General features: G+C 52.4%; 20 protein-coding genes. 10 read left to right on the top strand and 10 right to left on the bottom strand.

What is annotated here, in order from left to right; genetic code table 11:
- On the bottom strand, nt 1-696 hold the full coding sequence (locus ACFMKP_RS18825) for an SGNH/GDSL hydrolase family protein (RefSeq protein WP_382294037.1): 696 nt from the start codon (nt 694-696) through the stop codon (nt 1-3).
- A gap of 237 nt (nt 697-933) precedes the next feature.
- Nucleotides 934-1224 (bottom strand): GlsB/YeaQ/YmgE family stress response membrane protein, encoded by a 291-nt coding sequence (locus ACFMKP_RS18820; protein ID WP_054535782.1) that lies wholly within the window; start codon nt 1222-1224, stop codon nt 934-936.
- A 595-nt stretch (nt 1225-1819) separates the two neighbouring features.
- Between ACFMKP_RS18820 and ACFMKP_RS18815 the strand changes: the two genes are divergently transcribed.
- The 3 genes from ACFMKP_RS18815 to ACFMKP_RS18805 all read left to right on the top strand — a co-directional run bounded on the left by ACFMKP_RS18815 (nt 1820) and on the right by ACFMKP_RS18805 (nt 5369).
- The gene (locus ACFMKP_RS18815) at nt 1820-2599 is read left to right on the top strand and encodes a class I SAM-dependent methyltransferase (RefSeq protein ID WP_382294034.1); all 780 of its coding nucleotides are present in this window, start codon (nt 1820-1822) and stop codon (nt 2597-2599) included.
- A gap of 537 nt (nt 2600-3136) precedes the next feature.
- The gene (locus tag ACFMKP_RS18810; RefSeq protein ID WP_382294167.1) at nt 3137-4198 is read left to right on the top strand and encodes a M42 family metallopeptidase; all 1062 of its coding nucleotides are present in this window, start codon (nt 3137-3139) and stop codon (nt 4196-4198) included.
- Between the two features lie 349 nt (nt 4199-4547).
- Nucleotides 4548-5369 carry a DUF92 domain-containing protein gene (locus tag ACFMKP_RS18805; RefSeq protein WP_382294032.1) on the top strand — a complete coding sequence of 274 codons (822 nt, stop codon included), beginning with the start codon at nt 4548-4550 and terminating at the stop codon, nt 5367-5369.
- Here the strand turns inward: ACFMKP_RS18805 and ACFMKP_RS18800 are convergent.
- Both ACFMKP_RS18800 and ACFMKP_RS18795 read right to left on the bottom strand, forming a co-directional pair.
- Nucleotides 5366-6001, bottom strand: coding sequence for a hypothetical protein (locus ACFMKP_RS18800; RefSeq protein WP_382294030.1), 636 nt, complete (start codon nt 5999-6001; stop codon nt 5366-5368). The genes ACFMKP_RS18805 and ACFMKP_RS18800 overlap by 4 nt on opposite strands.
- An 18-nt stretch (nt 6002-6019) precedes the next feature.
- Nucleotides 6020-6754, bottom strand: coding sequence for a zinc-binding protein (locus tag ACFMKP_RS18795; RefSeq protein WP_382294028.1), 735 nt, complete (start codon nt 6752-6754; stop codon nt 6020-6022).
- Between the two features lie 337 nt (nt 6755-7091).
- Here ACFMKP_RS18795 and ACFMKP_RS18790 point away from each other — a divergent pair, with 337 nt between their 5' ends.
- The 3 genes from ACFMKP_RS18790 (at nt 7092) to ACFMKP_RS18780 (ending at nt 10886) form a co-directional block, all read left to right on the top strand.
- On the top strand, nt 7092-7727 hold the full coding sequence (locus ACFMKP_RS18790; RefSeq protein ID WP_382294026.1) for an HAD family hydrolase: 636 nt from the start codon (nt 7092-7094) through the stop codon (nt 7725-7727).
- A gap of 2 nt (nt 7728-7729) precedes the next feature.
- Nucleotides 7730-8905 (top strand): glycosyltransferase family 4 protein, encoded by a 1176-nt coding sequence (locus tag ACFMKP_RS18785; RefSeq protein WP_382294024.1) that lies wholly within the window; start codon nt 7730-7732, stop codon nt 8903-8905.
- Between the two features lie 277 nt (nt 8906-9182).
- Complete coding sequence (locus ACFMKP_RS18780) at nt 9183-10886, top strand: hypothetical protein (RefSeq protein ID WP_382294022.1); 1704 nt, start codon at nt 9183-9185, stop codon at nt 10884-10886.
- A gap of 55 nt (nt 10887-10941) precedes the next feature.
- Here the strand turns inward: ACFMKP_RS18780 and ACFMKP_RS18775 are convergent, their stop codons facing one another.
- Nucleotides 10942-12063 carry an MraY family glycosyltransferase gene (locus ACFMKP_RS18775; RefSeq protein WP_382294020.1) on the bottom strand — a complete coding sequence of 374 codons (1122 nt, stop codon included), beginning with the start codon at nt 12061-12063 and terminating at the stop codon, nt 10942-10944.
- A gap of 44 nt (nt 12064-12107) precedes the next feature.
- Nucleotides 12108-13157 (bottom strand): ThiF family adenylyltransferase, encoded by a 1050-nt coding sequence (locus ACFMKP_RS18770; RefSeq protein WP_382294018.1) that lies wholly within the window; start codon nt 13155-13157, stop codon nt 12108-12110.
- 224 nt (nt 13158-13381) lie between these two features.
- On the opposite strand from ACFMKP_RS18770, the gene ACFMKP_RS18765 reads away from it, so the two are divergent.
- On the top strand, nt 13382-14107 hold the full coding sequence (locus tag ACFMKP_RS18765; RefSeq protein ID WP_164689222.1) for a sensor histidine kinase KdpD: 726 nt from the start codon (nt 13382-13384) through the stop codon (nt 14105-14107).
- A 37-nt stretch (nt 14108-14144) separates the two neighbouring features.
- Here ACFMKP_RS18765 and ACFMKP_RS18760 read toward each other — a convergent pair whose 3' ends face one another.
- From ACFMKP_RS18760 to ACFMKP_RS18745, 4 genes are all read right to left on the bottom strand, one after another.
- Nucleotides 14145-14954 carry an alpha/beta hydrolase fold domain-containing protein gene (locus ACFMKP_RS18760; RefSeq protein ID WP_382294015.1) on the bottom strand — a complete coding sequence of 270 codons (810 nt, stop codon included), beginning with the start codon at nt 14952-14954 and terminating at the stop codon, nt 14145-14147.
- A gap of 12 nt (nt 14955-14966) precedes the next feature.
- Complete coding sequence (locus ACFMKP_RS18755; protein WP_382294013.1) at nt 14967-15911, bottom strand: hypothetical protein; 945 nt, start codon at nt 15909-15911, stop codon at nt 14967-14969.
- A 460-nt stretch (nt 15912-16371) separates the two neighbouring features.
- A complete protein-coding gene (locus ACFMKP_RS18750) occupies nt 16372-18531 on the bottom strand; it encodes a peptidase domain-containing ABC transporter (protein ID WP_382294011.1) in 2160 nt (719 codons plus the stop codon).
- A 40-nt stretch (nt 18532-18571) separates the two neighbouring features.
- On the bottom strand, nt 18572-18772 hold the full coding sequence (locus ACFMKP_RS18745; RefSeq protein WP_110513876.1) for a hypothetical protein: 201 nt from the start codon (nt 18770-18772) through the stop codon (nt 18572-18574).
- Between the two features lie 195 nt (nt 18773-18967).
- Between ACFMKP_RS18745 and ACFMKP_RS18740 the strand changes: the two genes are divergently transcribed.
- The 3 genes from ACFMKP_RS18740 (at nt 18968) to lanM (ending at nt 23830) form a co-directional block, all read left to right on the top strand.
- Nucleotides 18968-19198 carry a mersacidin/lichenicidin family type 2 lantibiotic gene (locus ACFMKP_RS18740; RefSeq protein ID WP_204753463.1) on the top strand — a complete coding sequence of 77 codons (231 nt, stop codon included), beginning with the start codon at nt 18968-18970 and terminating at the stop codon, nt 19196-19198.
- A 67-nt stretch (nt 19199-19265) separates the two neighbouring features.
- Nucleotides 19266-21998, top strand: coding sequence for a tetratricopeptide repeat protein (locus ACFMKP_RS18735; RefSeq protein ID WP_382294008.1), 2733 nt, complete (start codon nt 19266-19268; stop codon nt 21996-21998).
- The gene (gene lanM / locus ACFMKP_RS18730) at nt 21995-23830 is read left to right on the top strand and encodes a type 2 lanthipeptide synthetase LanM (RefSeq protein WP_382294006.1); all 1836 of its coding nucleotides are present in this window, start codon (nt 21995-21997) and stop codon (nt 23828-23830) included. Before ACFMKP_RS18735 ends, lanM begins: the two co-directional genes overlap by 4 nt.
- Nucleotides 23831-23920: the final 90 nt, after the last annotated feature.

The following is a 23920-nucleotide window of genomic DNA, read 5'->3' as shown; positions in this document are numbered from 1 at the left end:
TCACGCTATTGCCCGCAAACCAGTTGGCCAGGTTTGGGTAATTACGGAGATTTCTTCATCAACAATCGTTTGGATGCCTTGAATATTTGGGTGGATATTGGTAAACCAGCGCACATCATGGCCATGAATATGATCAAGTGCTGGCCCCAATACCGGAAAATCCTCATCGACCGAGCCAAAGCCGCGCGCGCGCAGATCCCAATTGCCTTGTTGGGTTTCGCGTTTCATGCGCTCGAAAATATCGACGACTGTATAGCCGCGCTGTTGCGCCAGCTTGCTAATCATGCGATACACAGGCTCAAGCTTGGAGTTGCGATCGAACGCATAGTGCGCAGGATAATCGACGTAAATTCCGGTTTCCAACATGATGTTAGCTTGCGGATAATCACGCTCGAATAAATCGCAAAGCTCGATTAACTTGGCTTCGAATGGCCCAATACCGTAGCGCTTGCGATCGTTTACGCCATAACGCACGATAATCAAATCGATTTCGGGATACCGAGCCATTGTTCGATCATAACGTTTGAGAAAATCCTCGGTTGCTTCGCCATCGAGACCTTCGTTGCAAACCAGCGTTTCATCGCCAAAGATGCTGCGCAAGCGGCTTTGAAGCAAGGCATCGCCGCGCTGATGCGGCAAAGCATAGGAACAAGCAACCGTACAATCACCAACTTGCAAAACCAACGGGCCAGCCATCCAGAACCTCCGCCGAAAAGCTGATATTTGCGGCATCCACAGCAAACATCGTATACGGCAGTATAGCGGTCTCGTCTGCTTTTGACAACTTTTGGCATGACATAAAGCAAACATTTTAGCTACTATTGGCAGCTGCACAGCTGAAGTTAATCAAACGCTCATTCCGATTTGAATCAAAAAAGCGTCCTGTCGTATGACGACAGAACGCTTGCTGTTTGTTTTAGCTGTGCGTTGAGCTTAGACGCGGCGGCGACGTGGTGCGCGCACAAACGAAATAATCAAAGCAAACAAGGTTGCGCCAATAATCGACCAGATAATTGGGAATGGCTTCCCTTCAATATCGATCGTCAGCAGTTCTGGCAAACCGGTGTTGCCTGCGATCCAGGTGCCCAACAATGCACCGATAAAACCAACGCCGATTGAGGCCAACAAGCCGCCCATGCTATAACCTGCAATTGCTTGCCCTGCGGCTCCACAGACTGCGGCGATCAACAACATAAGCAATAAGCCAATCACTGAGAATTCCATGGTATTTCCTCCTAGGTTTGTTATTCACATTGATTCTGTCATCTGCTTGTTTGTAAAAGCAAATGCTGTGCCACGGGAGAGTAAATTATGAAGGATGAATTATGAGGGAGGAAGAATAGAGAACATAGAGCATAGAACATAGAACATACAATAGAGAAGAATGACACGAAGGGCCACGATAATGTATTTTTTAGCCACGAATTCCACGAATTGCCCGAAAAATCTTCCAATAGCCAAGAGCTGTAATGGTACATGAGGTTAACCACGGCTTGATCCCCTCACCCCAACCCCTCTCCCACGTGGTGGGCGAGGGGCTTTAACGCGCTGGTTCTCCCGCAATTCCTTGGCGAACAATGGTCGGCTCCCCCTCGCCCGCGTTTTCGTGGGAGAGGGGGTTGGGGGGTGAGGGGACACGATTGCCAATCCAATGAACCATTACATCTAGCCTATAGCCTCATCCCTCATCCCTCATCCTTTTGGTCTATGCTCTCTGTTCGCTATTCTTTTTTGACTTTTGACTTTTGCCTTTTGATTTTCTTCATCCCTATGTTCTATGCTCTTTGTTCTATGTTCTGCATCGGGTACAATAGCAGCTATGTATAATGAATATGCCTCAATTTATCGCCAAGCTGGCCAGAGCTGGCTGAGCTTGCACATGCTCAATTGGCTCTTGCCATGGCTTGAACAGCACGAACTGCGGCCTCAAACGGTGCTTGATCTTGGCTGTGGCACGGGCGATGCTGCGGTAGCACTGGCCTTGCAAGGCTATCAGGTCACTGCAATCGATCGCTCGGAAACGATGTTGGCCCAAGCTCGCTTGCATGCTGAGTTGCAGCACGCGACTGTGGCTTGGCAACAAGCTGATTTAACGACATGGCAAGCGACAACCAAGCACGATTTAATCATCAGCCTGTTTGATACGCTGAATTACTTGCTTGAGCCAATGCAATTAGGCCACCTGTTTCAGCAAATTGCCGCCGCACTTGCACCAAATGGCTGGTTGGTATTTGATTTGAATACGCCATTGCTGTATGCAACTTGGCCTGAACACAACCACGTTGTGCTTGATCGCGATGATTTATATATTTACAATGCCCTGGATTTTGACCAAGAAGCCCAAATTGGGATTGGCAAGATTGTTTGGTTTCAGCGCCACGACGATGCATGGCAACGCGGCAGCGAAACCCATCTCCAAGCAGCCTATAGCGATCAGCACATTGTTGAATTGTTGGCAGAAGCTGGATTAAGCGTGGTTATGCGGTTGAATCGTGATGGGGAGCCTGTTGATTTAAATGAAGCGACGCGGGTGGTGTATCTGGTGCAAACAAATGGTGTGCATAACCATAGCGCTGCAATACCCCCGATTCTGGATTAGCCGCCATCTATCTCCGCAATTGCGGGCGATCCCTAGGCACTTGGGTGTCACCCAAGGTTCCGGTTTCGCTGCGATGTGAACGAACGCCGTGATTCAAACGAGTTGCCTCTCTCACTAGTTTAGCCCGTCCCACACACCTTGCCCTTCAAGGGTTAGCGCAGTCACCTAGCCACGCTCATTGCTGAGGCATGCTGGTGGTCTCTTACACCACCGTTTCAGCCCTTACCAGCAGCCAAATGACCACTGGCGGGAATGTTTGCTGTTGTCGGCTTGCGTCACGAGCAGGTTACCCAAACTCGCGCCCCTGTTTACGGTTTCACAGGGTAACTTGTCCACCGCGAGGGTGGTCGGAAGGGTCGGGAAGTTGCCTCTAGCTTGCGCCAGCGACGGCTACATTGCTATGATTATGCACAGCTGTTGATCATAATCGGCTTTTGGATGATTGTCAATTGTCGGTATGCGCAAAGTAGCATAGAATGCAACGAGTAACCGTTTAATTGCAAAGGAAGCACGCTTGTGGATGAACGCTTAGCACTTATGCAGGCTTTGACCGATGCGTCGGGCGTACCAGGCAACGAAGGGCCAGTGCGGGCTGTGATGGCCGAGGCCTTGGCTCCTTTCGGTGAATTAATCAATGATAATCTTGGGAGCATCGCTGCCCGTAAAGCTGGCCCCGAAGGCAGCCCAACGATTCTGCTAGCTGGCCACCTCGATGAAGTTGGCTTTATGGTAACCCGCATCACCGATGATGGCTTTATTAAATTTCAAACGCTCGGTGGCTGGTGGGAAATGGTGATGTTGGCGCAACGGGTGCAAATTGAAACCCGCAATGGGCCAATTGTGGGCCTGGTTGGCTCCAAGCCACCGCATGTGCTCTCGCCAGAAGCGCGCAAAAAATTGGTCGAAAAGAAAGATATGTTTATTGATATTGGGGCTAGCTCAGCTGCTGAAGCCCGCGAATGGGGCGTGCGGCCAGGCGATCCCATTATTCCGATGTGCCCATTCACGCCGTTGCAAAATGCCAAAATTCTCATGGCTAAAGCGTGGGATAATCGGTTTGGCTGTGCGGCAGCGGTCGAAGTGCTGCACGAATTGGCCAACGACAATCTGCCAAATACGGTTGTGGCTGGGGCAACCGTGCAAGAAGAAGTCGGCTTGCGCGGCGCGGCAACCCTCGCCAATCTGGTCAAACCCGATATTGCCTTTGCAATCGATGTTTGTATTGCTGGCGACACGCCGGGGGTCAGCAAAGACGAAGCCCAAGCCAAAATGGGCGGCGGCCCAGTGCTATTGCTATTCGATACCAGCATGATTCCTAATCGCCGTTTGCGCGATTTAGTGGTTGATACCGCTGAAGAATTGGGGATTCCTTATCAATTCGACACGATGACCGGTGGCAGCACCGATGCTGGGCGTTTTCATATTAGCAATATTGGCGTGCCGTCATTGGCGCTGGGCGTGGCAACGCGCTACATTCATACCCATGCCTCGCTGCTGCATCGCGATGATTTTGATCAGGTGGTGACGCTGCTGGCCGCAGTTGTGCGCAAACTTGATCAAACGACCGTCGATTATATCAAAGCTGGTCAATCGGCCTAAATAATGAGAAGGATGCCCTCACCCCCCAACCCCCTCCTTACAAGGGTCGGTTTTGAGCGATTGGTCGGCGGTGGAGCGTTCCCTCACCCCCAGCCCCCTCTCCCACTGAAACGCGGGCGAGGGGGAGCCGACTTTTGTTTACGAAGGAATTGGGGGAGAACCATGGCGTTAAAGCCCCTCTCCCGCCGCGTGGGAGAGGGGTTGGGGTGAGGGGATGTTAAAACCTACCCTTGTAAGAACCCCTTCTCCCACTGAAACGCGGGCGAGGGGGAGCATGCGTTTTCAAGCAAAACAAAACCATGGGATTGGGGCGAGGGCAGCTTAAACGTCTATTCTGAGGTACATTGGCATGCTTGTGCGTTTGGTGGCGGGCTTCGGCTTGAGCTTGCTGGTTGGTGGGCTAGGCTATTGGCGACGTTCGCTCAGTTTAAGCGGCTGGCTGGGCGCAGTCTTGATTGGCACGCTAACGGTGGGCGCTGGCAGTTGGGCGTGGGGCTGGCTGATTATTTTATTCTTCGCTAGCTCTAGTTTGCTTTCCAAAGTTGGCAAACGCCGCAAAGCAGTGGTTGCGCTCGATAAATTTAGCAAAGACGATCGGCGCGATATTTGGCAAACCATGGCCAATGGCGGCATTCCCTTGCTCAGCGCCTTAGGTTATGCGTGGCAACCCCATTTTGCTTGGTGGGCCTTGGCCTTGGGCGCAATTGCCACCGCCACTGCCGACACCTGGGCCACCGAAATTGGCACGCTCAGCAAGGGTCGCCCGTTTATGCTCACAACCTTCAAGCAAGTTGAACGCGGACGCTCCGGCGCAATTTCGGGCTTGGGCATGGCCGCCACCAGCCTTGGCGCACTCATCATTGGCCTTAGTGCTTGGGGCTTGACTGGTTTAGGCCTTGGCAATGGCCAAGAACCACAATTATGGTTTGTGGTTGCCGCAACGGTGGGTGGCATTGCAGGCTCTTTGGCTGATAGTTTGCTTGGCGCAACCGTGCAGCAAATGCGTTGGTGCGAGTATTGCGCAACCGAAACCGAGCGCACAATTCACAAGTGCGGCAATGAAACGCGGCATTATCGTGGCTTGGCATGGCTCAATAACGATTGGGTTAATTTGATTAGCACTGGCGCTGGCGCGCTGGTCGGCTTATTGATTGGCGTGCTCGCCAATTAGGCATAATTGCTGGTGTACCACGGCGAATACTTGATGTGGCGTAGCTCGCTGCTGGGATAAATCACCTGTGGATCGTCGGCATCGATCTGCACGGCAATCGTTTGGCCAATCGCGATCCGCGCAAACTGCAATTCTTCAACCATCCAAGCGCTTTTGGCGTTATAGATTGGTCCATCGGGGCGTTGCACTGCTAGGCTCAAAATAACTTCAACATCGCGGCGAAAGCCATTGCTCGAAATATGCTTGCCTTTTTCTGCATCGATCACGCTGGCACTAGCGGCAATTGAGCGCGCAAATTGGGCTTGATTCTGAGCATCGATGGTGGCCTTAGTTGGCTTTGGCTGGCTACCAAGCGGCGTTTTGGCATTGCGCCCAAGCAAGAATAACGGCAAATAGAAAAGCGGCGTGTAAATCAAAACCCCACTTGTCATGAGCCAAAATGGATTAATTTCGTGTTGTTCGCCCTGGTTGGTGCAATAAAATTTGGTTTTGCGCGAAATGCGTGCGGGCAAATCGATAGTGCCATCAGGACAAACCAGTGGTGTCGTTACTTTTGCTGCAATCGGCAGCACTGCAAAAAAACCTGCTGTTGAAAGCATAAAGGCCAGAAAAAACGCCCCAAACCAGCGCATAACTCCTCCAAAACGTGCTTATTCGAGGGTGCGCATTGCTGCCAAAACCCCACGAACGCCAATTTGTTCTTCGAGTTTGAGGCATTGCTCCAACCCCTTGCGATAAGGGTGCTCGCCATTGCGTAATCTTTCAGCGGCCTTGGTTGCGCCCAAAAAGAGCAAATGTTGGTAGGCAACCCATTCAGCAAAGCCTTCCACCCAATCGTAATCAGTTAATAACGGACAATGTTCGCCCTGCCAAACGTGGGCAAATTCGTGGGCTACAACGAGGCGAAAGCGCCAGCGCGGCAAGCCATACAAGGCATACACCACCCGCATGCGGCCTTGGCGCAGATACAGCCCAAGCATTTGTTGGCCTTCGGTGGCAATTGCGCCTTGACGAGCCAAATCTTGGATTGTTGGCTGATCGACCAACCGAAAATTTGCGCCAACTTGCACTTGCAAGCCTGGGTGTTGGGCTAGCGAAGCAACCGTGTCTGCATACAAGGCTTGGGCTTCCTGCGGATCGTAAATTGCGCTGCGATGGCAACTGCCACACTGCGCCCGCCCATCGTGCAGCGTCCAGCCATCGCTGCCAACAGGCGCGGCACAACTGCTACAGCGTGGGCGTTGCTCAATACATTGTTCGCAATAGCGCTCCGGTCGGTCGGGCAGAAAATAATATGCACCAGTCAAGCGCTGGCCACAGACCGCGCATTGGCTTTTATCTGGCAGTTGCTGGCTCCGAATTGGTGGAATCAAACGGCTTGTCATCGATTTCGCATTCTCATCTAGATTAGCGTGGTATCTGCTACAATTATCTCACGTTGTTTGCCCATAAGCCTGTAACTTAGACGCATAAATTGCAATTTAGTTGTTGGTTGCGCGCGAACGCCTGCCATAGGATCACCTGATTGTACTGGTTCATTGGATTGACAACCGTGTTCCCTCACCCCCAGCCCCTCTCCCACTAAACGCGGGCGAGGGGAGCACTAACCGAGCAGTTCCCCCTCGCCTCGCGGGCGGGAGCGGAGGCTAGGGGGTGAGGGCATCAAGGCCATGGTTAACGCAATGACCCAGTACACCTGATGCCTAGACCAAAGGAAGAACCATGACCCAAGCCATCCTATTCGATTGGGGCGGAGTTTTCAATCCGCAACATGAATCACTTGAAGGCTATCGTAGCATTGCCCAGCGCTATGGCCATTCTGCCGAATCGTTGTATGCCTTGTTGTATAACAGCGATGAATGGCGACAAGCACGGGTTGGCCAGCTCACCAGCCAAGCCTATTGGGCGGGCATGCAGCAAAAATTAGGCATTGATGGCGAGCTAAGCGGCTTTATGAACGAGCTTTTTGCTGGCGAGCAGCTCAATCAACAGATGGTGCGCATTGCCCAAGTGTTGCAGCGCCGCTATCGCACTGGCTTGCTCTCGAACGCACTCGACGACTTAGAGACGATCTTAGAACGCTGGCAGGTTGCCAACTTATTTGATGTGGTGATAAATTCGGCGCGGGTCGGGGTGGCCAAGCCCAATCCCCAAGCTTTTGAATTGGCGGTTGAAGCCTTGGGCGTGCCCATGCGCGAGATTGTGTTTATCGACGATAAATTGCGCAATGTACAGGCAGCCCGAGCATTTGGCCTGCCGACCGTGCATTTCACCACCACTGCCGCATTAATTGATGAACTTGGCAGCTTAGATGTGCTCAAACCCCATGAACGGGCGATGCTGCGCGAGGAGTTTTGAGCATGCGGATCGTTGCACTTGCGCCCTTTGGCTTGCGGCCCAAAGCAACATTAAGCCGCCGCGCCCTGCCCATGATCCAAGCTGCGGCTGATCGTGGCGATACAGTGCATGTGCTCGCTCCAAGCGATCTCTACCCTGCCGATGCTGGCTTAACGAGCGTAATTAAGCAAATTACGGTTGAGCATAGCCCGCAGTTTGGCCAAGGCAGCCTGGCAATGCTGCGCTCAGTGATCTGGATGCTCAAGCGCTGTTTGGCGCTCAAGCCAGATCTGGTGCATTTGTTTAAGCCCAAGGGCTATGGTGGCATGGCCTTGCCCTTGATTCGGCGCTTGCGGCCCAATTTGCCAATTTTTGTTGATACCGATGATTGGGAAGGCACGGGCGGCTGGAACGATCGCTTGAACTATCCCAGCCATATCAAAGCCTTGATCGATTGGCAAGAGCGCAATTTACCCAAATTGGCCGATTGCGTAACGGTGGCTTCGCAAACCTTGGCCAACCAAGTGATTTTATTTGGCTTGCCAACCAATAAAGTGCTGTATTTGCCCAATAGTGTTGATCTGCCGCGGCGCAGCTTGCCTGAACGCAAGGCAGCACGAGCTATGCTTGGCCTCAGTAACGAACCAGTTATCTTGCTCTATAGTCGCTTTTGGGAGTTTCCAGTGAGCGATGTGGTGGCGGCCATGGTTGGTGTGCTGGCCCAAATTCCGCAGGCCAAGCTGTTGGTGATTGGGGCTGGCGAGCATGGCGAAGAACAGCAATTAACTGCTTTGGCCCAGCGCGCAGGCATCAGCCATGCGCTAGATAACCGGGGCTGGAGCGAGCAACCCACGATTGATGCAGCATTAGCAGCGGCCGACGTGGCGCTCTATCCAATGGATGATACCGTGCTCAATCGGGCCAAATGCTCGGCCAAATTAACCGAGCAAATGCAAGCAGGCTTGGCGATTGTTGCGGCGGCGGTTGGCCAAGTGGCCGAATATCTCGACCAACACAGTGGCATCTTAGTCGAACCAAGCAATAGTGGAGCCTTAGCCCAAGGCCTGATTCGACTACTCCAACAACCAGAGCTTCGGCTGCGCTTGGGTTTGGCTGCGCAACAACGGATTGAAAGCCACTTTAATTGGTCGGCCCAACGTACAATCCTACTCGAGCGTTATGATCACTACACGAGCTAGCTGTAATGGTTTATTAGGTTGGCAACATGGTTCATGCCCTCACCCCCGGCCCCGCGCCCACTGAACGCGGGCGCGGGGAGCGCTGTTCTCGTGGTTCCCCCTCGCCTGCGGGCGGGAGAGGGGGCTAGGGGGTGAGGGGATCAGGCCATGGTTAACGCAATGATCCATTACACCTAGACAATAAACTACCTACAGCGTGGCAAGCTTTAGCGTGGCAGGATCGTCCTCATAATGTACCGTTAATCTACCGAACGTTGTTGACTCTTGGAGGTTGTGTATGTGGATTACCCGAAGAGTGTGTTTCGTGTTGGTCTTTTTTGGTCTTGTAGCGAGTATGTGGCTTAAGCCTGCACCAATGAGCGCCCAAACGCCGTTGACTGGTGATCGGGCTGCGCCATTGTTGAACCCAGAGCAAGCAGGCAGCAAACAGGATTTTGAGGCTGGGTTGAACAGCATCAATGGTGGAACGTCGTATGCCACAGCGTCGTATCCTGGAATTGCCTTTCATCGACGCAATTCAAATGTTGGCTACGCCTATTATGGGGCTGGTTGTACCTATATTAAGTCGATTCCAGGCGCGACAGTTGATGATAATGAAGCCTTGAGCACCAAACTGGCTATTCCTGAGGGCGCGACCATTATTGGGGTTGAGTTTCAATATCGTGATACTGATGCTGCCACTAATTCACGGCTTTACATCCAGCGCTTCAATGGTGTTGGTGGCATGCAGTCAATTGCACTGTTAAGCAGTAGTGGCAATGGCGGCTATGGCTCAAGTTATACGGCGGCGAGCTTCACGCCCACACCCTATGATTCATATAGCTATGCTTACTCGTTGGTGTGGTATAGCGGCGGAGTCGGCATCAACCATGCGCTGTGTGGGGTACGGGTAAAATATGCCTATACACCTTCAGTGGCTCGCCCAGCGAGCACACCGCCAGCCAACCGCCCTGATGCCTTACAAGGCGGCATTACCGGCTATAACTTCACAGCGGCCAGCGATTTTGTCGCGGTCGATGCAAGCAGTCGCTATAGCTATGCTGGCGCTGGCTGTATGATTTTGACCGAAGGTCTCAATTTATCGACCGAAGTCGATATGCCCGATGGCATGCAATTTCGTGGCTATCGCGCCTTCTACTACAACACCAGTGGCCAAACCATGTATGCCAATCTGGTCCATGTTAACGGCTCTTCTACCTCAACCGTAGCGATTGAGACCACAACCCAAGCAACGGGCTATGCCAACGATTATATTGATTTGGATAACAACGTCCAAATCATCAACGAAGTGCTCAAAGGCTATTTGCTGTATATTCGCCCGGGCAGCAGCGATTCGGCCAAAATGTGTGGCATTCGCTCGTTTTATTCGCTGCCAGTTCAGGGTCGATCGACGGCAGCAACAAGCAAGCCAATTGCAAAGGTTGTTGGCGACCGCGATGCAAAAGGGGCATTATTAAGCGAAGCAACCAAGGAACCAAGCCCCATGCAAACCTTGGAGCTTGGCACGGTTGAAGAAAGCGCTAGCCCACAAATCACTGATGAATATCAATTTTTAACTCCCTATTCATTCGTTCCCCGCGATACAGCCTATGTGCAGCAAATCGACGCGGCAGGTTGTGTTTCGTTTGATACTGATTCTGAAATTACCTATACCTTCCAATTGCCCGCCAAAAGTGCGATTCGCGGAATACGCTTTTACTATCGCAATTTAGCTGGCAATGGGGCAACTGCTCGTTTGTGGGCCTATGATGGCAGGGGCTGGTTTAACCCAATCTTTGCCTACCAAATTCCGACAACCACGGGCTATGCATCGCAGATCGTCGACTATACTGGCTCGCATTATGATCTTTCGGAAGGCAGTATCCATCATTCGATCAGTTTCTCGTTGCTCAACCCAACCAATTCTGTTCAATTCTGTGGCGCACGAATTTGGTACACCACTGCGCTGCGCCATTTCTATATTCCAGTCGCCTTCAAGTAATGATTAAGCTTCGCTAAAACAATCAAGGCCACAGCAAGCACTGTGGCCTTCGCATTTAAGCTGATTTTTGCGCTTGCGGTTGTTTGCGCGCCAAATAGAATAACAGCCCGATCATCAGGCTGGTCAAAATTGCCAACGCGCCCAGTTTCCACCAGCTATTGGGCAATAACAAGCCAAGGCTGCCAAATAAGCTGCTTACGGTGTAGTAGAAGGCCACAACTTGGCGTTGCGATAAACCCAAATCCAGCAAGCGATGGTGCAAATGCGCCCGATCCGAGACGCTGGCTCCCGCCCCGCGCACCCGTCGCCAGATGATCATCCACACGCCATCGAGCAAGGGCACGCCCAACACCAACAATGCTGTGGCCAGCTTAGCTCCGCCGATAATTGAGCAAATCGCCAAACTATAGCCGATGACCATCGCGCCGCCATCGCCCATAAAGATTTTGGCTGGGTGGAAGTTGTGGGGCAAAAAGCCCAAACATGCGCCAGCCAAAGCCAATGGTACTAACACCAGCGAATATTGGCCCAAGGAATAGGTATGAATCGCCAGCACAATCGCGGCGATAAAGGTCACGCCAGCAGCCAAGCCATCCAAGCCATCGATCCAATTCAGCGCATTGGTCATGCCCACAATCCAAAAAATCGTGAAGCCAATTGCCAGCGGCGGCCAAATTTCGTGGAAATTGATCTGATTGAACGGTGATGGAAAAGGCGTATTAAAAGCCGTCGCAATAATGCCGCGTGCCCCAACATCCACCCCATTAACTGCTGGATGCAGCGTCCATTCCCATAAATAGGGGCCAACCGCAATCAATGCCGCCAAAATTTGGATGATTAAACGAAAGCGCGCCGACAGCTTTTTAAGATCGTCGATCGTCATCACAACCCACATCAGGGTTGCACCTGCGGCCAGCAGCCCAAGCCGAAAACTCTCGATTGGAAAGCGCTGCATTTGTGGCACACCCCAAGGCACGACGACCGCCGCACCCAAAGCAGCCATAAAGCCTGCAAACATGGCCGCGCCGCCAAGCCTTGGAGTTGGAATCCGATGCACCCGCCGCGCTTCGGGAATATCATACAGACCACGGCGAATCGCCCAAGCCCGAATCAAGGGAGTCAAAACGAAGGTAATGCTGGCACCAATGGCTAATACCAGCGCAAATCGCAGAATCATAACTGCTCCAGCTTAGAAGTGTACAAAATAAACCGATCAACAGCTTAATGATTGATCCAGCGATTGTAAAAACCACGCGCCACCGCTGGATCATCGGTGCCGCTAACAATCACCCGTCCATCGGGGAATACAGTTGCTTGCAAGCTATCGGCTGCAAAGCGCAAGAGATAGTCGGTTTGCACCACCCGCACATCAGCTTGGTGCAGATGGTGGGCCAAACGCGCTAAGCCAATCGTCGTTGGCTGCTGCGGGCGAATCTGAATTGCGTCGCGGCCACATAAGCTTACGGTTGGCTCGCTAGCGTGATCAAGCAAATCGAATTGGCGCAAGCCACAAACTGGGCAATCGGGTCGTGGCGCTGGCATGGGCAAATGCTCAAATTGCCAAGCCCACAGATCGAGCATAAATAAATCGGGGTTGGCTTGGCCTTGCCCACTGAGTAATTTGAGCGCTTCGGTTGCCGCCAAATTGCCAATTACGCCCACGACTGGCCCAACCACGCCCGCAGTTTCACAAGTGGGCATGCTGCCAGGCTCGGGCGATGTTGCGAAGAGACAGCGCCAACAGGCCTGCTGCGGGCGAAAATTCGCGCTCATGCCATGGCCACCAAGCACGCCGCTATAAATCCATGGCACCTGCTCGCGCACACACCACTCATTGATTAATAAACGGGTTTCAAGGCTATCGGTGCCATCCATCACCAAATCAACCCCAGCCAGCGCTTGGTCAATCGTGCCAGCGTGCAGATCGAGCACGAACGCGTCGATTTCGCAGGCACTATTAATTTGCTGTCCATGGGCTTTGGCGGCCACAACTTTGGGCTGCAACTGTTCAGCATCGGCCTCGGTATAAAAACTTTGGCGCGGCAAATTGTGCGTTTCAACCCAATCGCGATCGATCAGGCGCAAATAGCCGATGCCCGCTCGCAGCAAGCCATGCGCGATGGTACTACCGGTTGCGCCCAAACCCACAATCGCCACCCGAGCTTGGGCTAGGCGCTCCTGCCCAGTTTGGCCAAGCCCGACAAACCGCGTTTGGCGACTATAGCGTGCTGATTGAATCCCACTACTGGGCATAAAACCCCCTGTTTGCATTGTGGCTCATTGTACCGCGCAGGTGAGACAGTATCAACTTGACAGAGATTGATACCGCCTCGTAAAATCGTAGCTAATTGTTGGTTATTTGTAGCATGGCCTCTTAATTCATTTGCTTGCCCAGCCCCCACTGTGTAAGCCATTTTTGCTATTGATGCCCAGTTACGCTTAGCATTATTTTTGACGTGTTAGATGGGAAACACGGCGCACCCAAGGAGTTACCGATGAGCCGCGCCAGCAGCTTTGAACGAGCCACACTCGACCCGTTTTACCACGAGCTTCGCACCTCGCTGACCTTGATCCAAACCTGTACCGATTTGTTGATGCATGCCGATCAAATTGGCCAGGCCGATTTACGCAATTTTTTACAAATTATCCGCCGGGGTGGCACTCGGATTGATCGGCTTGTGCGGGATTATATTTTGTTGGCCAAGGGTGAGTATGGGGTGCTGAGCGAAGAGAAAATCGCCCAGCCAACCTCGGTGCTGCCACCACTCAATTTAGCGTTGCTTGAGGTTCGCGCCGAAAGCCATGATCGCGGGGTTGAAATCGTTAGCGATTTACCAGAAACGATGCCCTTGGTTTTGGCTAATCCCGACCATTTGCGCCTCATTATCGAGCGTTTGCTGAGCGTGGCTTTGCGTTTTGTGCGCAACGCTGGCGATGCAGTGGTCGTGCAAACTCGCACAATGCCCGATAGCGTGGCGGTGGTCTTTACGGTCGAGGGCGCGCCGCTGACCGACGAGGATTTGCCGCGGATTTTCGACCGCTTCTTTGTGCCGCAAAACTTGCCACTCTCACGCGAGCAGCATGGCTTGGGCTTAGATTTGCCAGTGGTTAAATCGTTGGTCGAACTGTATGGCGGCAAAGTTGCGATCGAGCGCTTGGCCAAAGGCAATGTCTTTGCCTTTACGGTTCCGCGCGCTGAGCCAGAAACCAGCCGTAGCTAAAATAATGCAGCGCAGCCACCATGGCTGCGCTGTTTTTTTATGCCTGCAAAACTCGATCAAAAAAGGCCAAGATTTGCTGGTTTATCTGCTGTAGATAGGGGCTGTTGGGGCCAAAGTTATGCTCGGCCTCGGCCAAACGCAACAATTCAACCTCGGCATTGGCAGCCTGCAAGGCTTGCTGCAAAATCAAACTCTGGCTGATCGGCACCGTTTGATCGTGCTCGCCGTGAATCAGCAAAAACGGTGGGGCTGGTTGATCAAGATAGTTCAAGGGATTAGCTTGTTGCACCAACTCGCTGCGGGTTGGCAACGCCCCGCCAACCAACAACGATTCAGGCGAATCTGGCTCGTCGTGCCAATCGCCAAGCTGGCTCAAATCGCTGGGCGCGGCCACCGCAACCACTGCTTGCACAGCGCTTGGTTGATCGGCGCTACCATTGTTGCCCTCTAAATCGACGACATGCCCCGTTACGCCCAACAAACTTGCCAAATGACCGCCTGCATCGTGGCCCCAAACCCCAATTCTGGTTGGATCGATGCCAAGTTTTTGGGCATTGGCCCGCAACCAACGCACAGCAGCTTTGGCATCGTGCAGCTGGGCGGGGAAAATCGCCTGATCGCTGCGGCGATAGTTGATGCTGGCAACGATGTAGCGACCAGTTTGGGTCAAAAATGGATCGCTGCTCAAGGCTTTATCGCCACGCCGCCACATACCACCATGCAGATATACAATCACGGGCAAGGGCTGCGCTGGCATTGGCTCAGGCCGATACAGATCGAGAAACAGCAAATAGCCAGCTGCATTGCCATAGGGCAAATCGGTTAATGTTTCTACCTCGTGAGTCATCACATCCTCAGTTTATTTGGCAATCGGCTGACGCACGATACTTGGCCCAACCTCGGGCGGCGTGTAGATTAAGGCCATTGCACCAGGAATATAGCGCTCAAAGGTTGGCAGCACATTCGCCAATTGCCCATTGCTGGTAATATGGCCCGGGCTAACCACACCCTGATTGTGCCAAGCCACAAAGGTCATCCAATTGACCGTAACCCAATCATGTTCGGCGCGATAGCTGGCAATCTCAAAGTTGGCCGCCAAATATTCGACCGCCAAAAATGGATCGCTAATCTCATTGGCAACCTCGGTTTCGCTTGGCTGCCAATCGCTATAACGCTGCATTTGGGCTTGGAGCTTGCTGCCATAAATTGTTAGCGCAACTGGACGGCTGGTTGGCTGATTGAGCGAATTCACATAGGGCAACTCACCATTGAGCAAACTTTTACCAACCGAAGGCCGCAAATTGGCGGGCCAAACGCTAAAATTGCCCAAGCCCAACGAGTTGGCAACCCCTTGCGCCTCTTGATAGACCGGAGTTACTGCCCGCCCAAACGTGCCGCGCGTCGCCAAAGCCCCGTTATATTCAAAATAAAGTTGAGCCGCAATAATTACGGCAAATTGATCATCTGTAAGTTTGGTAATGGCTTGGCGATTATGACGTTTGGCGCTTGCAATGATGCTTGAACGCAAACGTAACATGGTCAAATTAAAGCTTGGGTCGTAATAGGCCGCTGGAATATCCGTTGGGTAAGGCCGTCCTGCTGCATAAAATAAGGCAGCTGCACTTGGCCAACCGACGATCGCTGGGGCATTTGGCACATAATAGCTGTGAGTTTGGGGCGGTGCATATTGGTCAAAAACCATTGGCGCTGCCGCAACAATCACTTGCCTACGCTGTAAACCATGAACTCCCAATACTGCTACTAAAAGCAGACAAAAAAATAATCGCACCTTACGACGCGACATACAGGCTCCTTTGCTTCGTCTACACACAGCCGCACGATATTCAAATCTTCATGCCGCACTGCAAGGTGCAGCATAGCATATGGCCTGGATTTTGGGAATACACCAAAGGGTTTATTTTGGGTTGGGTTTAACCGCTTTGGCGAGCAAGTTCTAGGCCAAAAGATTTAGTCTATAGACGTTGTTTAGAAGCAAAACGTTGCATCGGTTTAACGTCCCCTCACCCCCCAACCCCCTCTCCCACTGAACGCGGGCGAGGGGGAGCACTCGTTTTTACCAACGCATTACGCAAGAACCACGGCGTTAAAGCCCCTCGCCCATCGGATGGGAGAGGGGTTGGGGTGAGGGGATCTTAAAACATTCCCTTGTAAGCCAGATGCCCTCTCCCACTATGGCATAACCCCAGAATCAAAAGCCCCTCGCCCATCCGATGGGCGAGGGGTTGGGGTGAGGGGATCTCAGGTTAGCTCGCTTGTTGGTTAGCAACCATTTTGGCATACACGCCATCGGCGCTTAATAACTCGGCGTGCGTGCCTTGCTCGGCAATTTGGCCCCGATCAAGCACAATGATCAAATCGGCATTTTTGACCGTGCTCAAACGATGAGCAATCACAATTCTGGTGCATTTTAATGTGGTGAGTTGCTGCTCAACAATCTGTTCAGTCAACGTATCGAGCTGGCTGGTCGCTTCATCCAAAATTAAAATTGCTGGCTGGCGCAACAAAGCGCGGGCCAAGGCAATTCGTTGGCGCTGCCCGCCAGAGATGCCGCCCGCCGCCTCGCCAACTCGGGTTTCGTAGCCCATTGGCATGCTCACAATATCGTTGTGCAGGCCTGCGCGTTGGCTAGCTGCAAGCAACTGGGCTGCTGACAAGGTTGCCCGCTGTAGGTTGATATTTTGGCGAATCGAGCCGCTAAATAAAAATGCATCTTGCAACACGACCCCAAATTGTTGGCGCAAGGCTTGGCGGTCGTAGTGTTCAATTGGTTGCTCATCGATCCAAATTTGGCCGCTGGTCGGCTGATACAGGCCCAACAATAATTTGGCTAAGGTGCTTTTGCCCGAGCCGGTGCGCCCAACCAAGGCCACTTTTTGGCCAGGCTCAATCTGCAACGAAATATCGCGCAAAATTGGCGCGGCATGCGGGTTGTAGCCAAAACTAACCTGTTCGAGCCGAATTGCGCCTTGTAAGCGTTGGTCGGGCGCAAGGTTGCCATCTGGCTCAGGCTGCGCCATCAACACATCATTTAAACGTTCAAGGTAGCTGGTTAATAATTGGAGGCGTTGGCCTTGGCTAATTAATGTTACCAACGGCGCAAGCGCCAACGTGCCAATGGCGTTTAATGCCAGCATCGTACTTAAATCCATGCTGCCTTGATGGACTTCGCGCAAACCAACCCACAGCAAAATCAGCGGTGTGGCAGTTTGGAGCGTGCCCAAAAGGCTATCGACGACCGCGCTCAGGCGTTGGCGACGCAGGCTGGTGTTGCGCTGGCGACGAGCCAGATTTTGCCAATAGCCAAAACTGTATTGCTCAACACCCATGGCTTTGATCGTGGTAATGCCGCTCAGCAACTCGATTAAATAGCTCTGGGCTTCGCCTTGCTCCAACAAATCGGTCTCGACGAGCGGACGCAAACGGCCTTGAGTGAGCCAAATAATCGCCACTTGCAGCAAGGCAATAATTGTGACGGTTAGGCCAAAACTGCCACTTTGCCAAAATAGCAAGCCACCATAAATCAGCATCAGCCCACCATCGAGCACCACCGAAAGCACTTGGTTGGTAATTAATTCGCGAATTGTGCTGTTGCTGGTCAGGCGCAGCAATAAATCTCCGCTGCTGCGTTGTTCGAAAAATGCCAGCGGCAAGCGCAACAAGTGGCTCAGAAAATGCTCGCTCAGATCAGTATCAAAACGCAGTTGCAATTGAATCAGCAACAGGCTGCGCATATATTGCATCAAAAAACGAATGCAAATAATCAAGCCCAAGCCAATTAACACCCGCCCCAGCAGCACCTCAAAACTGGGCAGCGTCACTTGCTGCACCAAACTTTTGGTTAGCAATGGCAGTGCCAGCCCGACCAGCTGCAACAAGCCAGAAGCCACAATAATCTGAATCAATAAACTGGGTTTGGCCCAAAGTGTCGAGCGAATCAAGCGCCATTGATCGGTGTTGGCGCGTTGGCGTTGCTCAAAATTGGGGCCAGGCTGGCAACTCAGCACAATCCCCGTGAAGCGTTGATCAAGCTCGCTTAATTGCACAAAGCGCCGACCCAAAGCAGGATCGACGATCGTCGCGCCGCGTGGCGACCAGCGCTCAAGCACCACAAAATGATTAAAATTCCAATGCATAATTGCCGGAAGTTGTAGTGATCCAAAATCGAGGTTTTGCAGGGCAAACGCCCGCACAACGAGGCCATAGTGGCGGCCAGCAGCAGCAATCGTTTGGGCACTTAAGCCATCACGCGATGGTCGACAAACCTCGCGAGCTTCAGCAACACTGGTTGCTCTGCCCCAATACGAGAGCAGCATCGCCAAACAGGCAGCACCACATTCAATTGCACTTAATTGGAGTAAAACCGGAACCCGCCGCCGTTTGAGGCGTGCAAACCAACGTTTCAATCGCGCCAAACCTTGCTAGTTGGGCAAGGCTATCCGTGGGCTAAAGGCTGACGAGCGGCGCGCCAATCACTACTAAACTGACTGAAAGCAACGCGACGAGCAACCATAAACTTCGCAGCAACAGCGGCGAAATTCGCTCTTGGACAACCTGCTCTTGATGATGAGCAACATATGATGTTAGCGCAGCCGAGCGAAACAATGAGGTGTTTGGAATCAGAGCGGTTTGGCTGTGGTCGTTCATTGGGGTGTCCTCCTGAAAAACTGGCCCCATTTAACCATACTTGGCGCTTGCCAACTAGCCAAAAACCGATATAAAAACCGATATAGCGCTATCGCTCAAACTACGCTTGCCAATAACCGTATTTTAACCGTATACTAGGGCATCTAACAACCTCCCAAAATGAAACCCACCCTAAACAATCAAAGGAGACCCAGCATGTCGCATGAAGAAACGATTAACGCGTGGAATAATGCTGAAAATGATCCTGAGAGCGAACCCACCAACCCCGAGTCTACCCCAGCCAATCCTGCTGGAATGACCGAATTGAGCGACGAGGAATTGCGCCAAATTCAAGGCGGTCTGTTGGATTGCAGCATCATCCCAACTATGACCTCAGTCACCAGTCTGGTTCCCTGCGTTGTGAATACCAGCGACGATCAACAATAAGTCAACAGCCAATTCACCAGAATGTCCTTGCTTAACTGACCCTCTCCACAGCACATTGGACAGCGTTATGACAAAGGTTGATGCCTCTTTTGGAATGTGGCTTAAACAACGCCGAAAAACCCTCGATCTCACCCAAGACGAGTTGGCTCATTTGGTCGGCTGTGCCACGGTTACCATTCGTAAAATTGAAGCGAATACGCTTAAGCCATCGAGCCAGATTGCCCAGCGCTTAGCCCAATGTTGTAATGTTCCCGAAGCTGAACATACGGCATTTGTGCATTTTGCTCGTTCGGAAGCAACCACTGGGCCGATCTGGGCGGATCAAACGCCAGGCGCTCCCCGCGTTAATTTTGTGGTCGATCAAGCACCGCATAATTTAGTTGATCTGCCCAATCCATTGATTGGACGCGAGCTTGATGTTGCGGCGATCAATGAACGCTTGGCCAGCGAGCATGTGCGCTTATTAACTTTAGTCGGCCCGCCTGGGGTTGGCAAAACTCGTTTATCGTTGCAGGTTGCGGCCCAGCAGCTTGAACGCTTTCGCCATGGCGTGTTTGTGGTGGCCTTGGCTCCGGTGAGCAATCCCCAAGATGTGCTTAGCACGATCGCCCAAACCCTTGGAATCAAAGAAACTGGCATTCGGCGCAGCTTTGAAGATTTGAAGCAGTTTTTGTATGACCGTGAAATCTTATTGGTGCTCGATAATTTTGAGCAAGTGCTGCCCGCTGCTGGCTCAATCGATCAGTTGATTCAGGCATGTTATGGCTTAAAAGTTTTGGTCACCAGCCGCGAGGCTTTGCGCTTACGCCGTGAACGGCGCTTTGCGGTCGCGCCCTTGGCACTGGCCACGCCCGCTGATGAGGCTACTCCTACCACCCACCCACCAGCAGTCGCCTTGTTTATCGAGCGTGCCCAAGCGGTCAATCCCGATTTTGAGATCAATCAAACCACTCTTGGCGATATTAGCGCCGTTTGTCGTCAGCTTGATGGCTTGCCATTGAGTATCGAGTTGATTGCCGCGCGCAGTATGTTGCTTTCGCCCAAGGCGATGCTGCGCCATCTTGAGCATCAATTAACTGTCTTGACCAGCAGATCAGCCGATCATCCGCAACGCCAACGCACGCTACGCGAGGCAATTCGCTGGAGCGTCGATCTGCTTGAGCCAAGCGATCAGCAGCTGTTTATGCATGTCGGGGTTTTTCCACAAAGCTGTACGCTCGATGGCTTGGCTGCGGTTGGAGCCGAACAGCCGTGGGCGCTCGATTTGCTTGACGGCCTCAATACCTTGGCCGATAAAAGCTTGCTCTACACCAAAGCCGAACAACAGGATGAAACCCGTTTTGAGATGTTGAATGTCTTGCGCGAATATGCCCGTGAGATGTTGCAACAAGCTGGTTTATTCATTCAAGTAGCCCAACGCCACGCCAATTATTATTTGCAATTGGCCCAAACCTTGCAGGCCGATTTGAGCCAACATAATCATCATGTCGTTGCTGGTGATCGCTTTGAGCGCGATTTGTTCAATTTTCGCGCTGCCTTGGAGTTTTTCTTTGGCCAGAAGCAGGTCGAACAGTTGGTGCAAATGGCCACCAATTTGGCCGATCTTTGGTATTTGCGTGGCTATACTGGCGAAGGGCGGCGTTGGCTGGCTCAAGCAATCGATCAAGCCCAAACCACCCAAATCACGCTTGAGCCAACTCTCTGGATCGAGACGCTCAACGCCGCAGGTTATTTGGCCTATCATCAAGGCGATTATGGCGCTGCGGCCCAAAGTTTCTCGCAAAGTCGCCAACTCATCGAAACCGCTAACGATCAAGTTGGCATGGCTCGGGTTTACAATAATTTGGGCTTAATTGCTCATTGGCAAGGCCAATATGCGCAATCGCAAGCCTTACTCAACGATAGCCTTGAAATCTGGCGCACGCTCGATCTGCCAATGGCAATTAGCAGTCTGATCTGCAATTTAGGCGCGTTGCAGCTTGATCGCGGTGAATTAAGCCAAGCTGCCGAATTGCTTGAGCAAAGCAAGGCGCTCTGTCAGGAACATCAATACGAAAATCGCATTTCAATGGTTTTGCAACATCAAGGCAAATTGGCGCTCTATCGCGGCGATTACCCAACCGCTCAGCGCTGTTTTAGCGAGAGCTATAGCATTGCCGAGCAGATGAGCAACAAAACTGTGATTGGCTTTGCACTGATGTACCAAGGCTATACGGCGCTGGCAGCAGGCGAATTGGAGCAAGCAAGCTGCTATCTCAGCAAGGCCGCTCAAATGAGCCAAGACCTTGGCAGCAAGCATATGTTATGTATGGTGTTGGCGGTGCAAGCTCAATTGGCCGTTGAGCAAGCCCAATATCTGGTTGCCCGTCAATTATTTACCCAAGCGCTCGAATTAGGCCGCAGCATGCAATTTGGCGTGGGCATTGCCAATGCTTTGCGTGGTTTGGCCTTGGTTGATTGTATTCAAGGCCATTTTGCGCCAGCGATCGAGCAAATTAACCAAGCAATTCAGGGCTATCGCACCATTGGCAACCCCGAAGGCCTGACCCAAGCCCTCGAAAGTTTGGCGTTTTGCTTGGCAACCATGGGCTATGGCAGTGCAATCGGCCCAGTCGTGGAAACGGTCGAGCAATTACGCCGCGAATATGGCCTGCGCCGTTGGCTCAACCAACAAGCCCGTTGGCAATTTGTACAGCAATCGCTCAAGCAAGCAGCTCAAATGCCCGAGCAAACCGAGCCAATTATCGAACAGCTGCTCGCCCAAATGCCAGCCCTGCGATTGCACGAGCTACGCACATGAATTGGTTGGCAAGCCTGAATTTGCGCCAACGCCAACAACTTGGCTTGAGCGAGATCGGCCCGCGCGCAGCCCAACGTTCCCAACGCTGGCGCAAACAAGCTCCCTTCGAGCAAACGCAGTGGTGGCAGGCGCGGCTGGCGCTTGATGGATTAAATGAGCAGCAATTTCAAGCCCTGCTTGACCCCGCCATCACCCTTGCGCCGCCAAGCTGGGCCTCGATGATCGCAGTTTGGCGCGAATGGCAAGCCAGCCCGCATCCGCGCTGGCTCAATCAACCCAACTTGGGCTATCCGCTTTGGCCGCTGGTCGATTATTGTTTAGTGCAGATTGAACAAGCCTTGCAGCAAGCCCAAGTTAAGCACAATTGGCCAAGTTTGCATGCGGCAATTGGCAAGACCTTGGCCCAACGCTTAGCCCAAATAACCGCCCAAACCATGGTTTTAGAGCTGAATGTGGCTCGTTTGCGCGGCGAGTTGCAAGGCGCAACCAGCCAAGATCGCTTTGAATATTTCATCAAACGCTATAGCAACATCAACGATTTGCTCGATCTTTTCGCCAATTATCCTGTTTTGCTCCAAAGCTTGGTTCATGAATGCCAAACAATTATTAATTTTGTCGGCCAAATTGCCCAACATCTTGCCCACGATTGGCAGCAACTGCAAGGCCATTTTGGGCTTGAGCTAGGCGAATGGACGGGCTTGGAGAGTTTAGGCGACCGCCACGCAGGCCAAAGCGTTTGCCGCCTCGATTTTGCCAGCGGCGCGAGTTTGGCCTACAAACCACGCTCGCTCAGCACCGAAGCTGCTTTCAATCAGGTTTTGGCTTGGCACAATCAACAATCGAGCACAATCAAGCTGCGCGGTTTGCAGGTGCTCGATTGTGGCAACTACGGCTGGACGGAATGGCTGCACGCTGCGCCATGTGTCGATTCGGCAGCTGTGCAGCGCTTTTATCAACGCCACGGAGCCTTGTTGGCCTTGCTTTTGGTGTTGCAAGCCTGCGATTTGCACTATGAAAATGTCATTGCCGTGGGCGAAGATCCCGTTTTGATTGACCTCGAAGGCTTGTGCCACCCACTTTTATCAAGCAACAGCAACGCTTTGATCGAAGCGGAACAAGTTGGCTTGTTGCCCCGCCTGCATTTTTCCACCGCAGAGCATCCAGGTGTTGATCTCAGTGGCATCGCTGGCAACGCCGAACAAACCTTGCCCTTGCCCCAGCCAGTTTGGGATGAGACGAATACTGACCATATGGCCTTGCGCTATGCCCCTATTCCCGTGCAGCCAGCCCACAATTTGCCAACCTGTAGCACGCTAAAGATCGATCCCTTGGACTATGCAGCCGAGGTCGAGCAAGGTTTTCGCAGCAGCTATGGCGCGTTACTCGACGCAAAAGCCGAGTTATTGCGCGTTGGCTTGGCCGCCTGCGCCGACACCACAATTCGGGTGATTGTGCGGCCATCGAATAGCTACGCCATTTTGCTGCGCCACGCCAGTCATCCCAATCGGCTGCGCGATGCGCTTGATCGCGATTGTTTGTTTGATCATTTGTGGCTGAGCATTCCCGATCGGCCACAGCTCAAGCATTTCTTGCAAGCAGAGCAAGCGGCGCTTTGGCAAGGCGATATTCCATGGTTTGGCACAACGCCGCGTTCGCAAACAATTTGGGATGCCCATGGCCAACATGTGGCATTTGAACTTGCCCAAAGCAGCTGGCAACGGGTTGAGCAAGCGGTTGATCGCTTGAGCAACGAGCATTGCGAGCGCCAAATCGCCCAAATTCGCCACGCTTTTGGGACTAATGTTTCACCAAAACCGCCCCAACAGCCATGATATACTGAGCCTAGTAGCAAGGTTCTGATCAATTGAACTAACGCTGTTTGGCCTGCGATGCAGGCTATAGTTTTATGGAAACACACTCAA

Origin of the sequence: Herpetosiphon sp. NSE202, from assembly GCF_042688385.1 — a bacterium.
Lineage (GTDB): Bacteria > Chloroflexota > Chloroflexia > Chloroflexales > Herpetosiphonaceae > Herpetosiphon.
The sequence above is the reverse complement of the archived record's forward strand: the minus strand, read 5'-3'. Positions and strand labels throughout refer to the sequence as shown.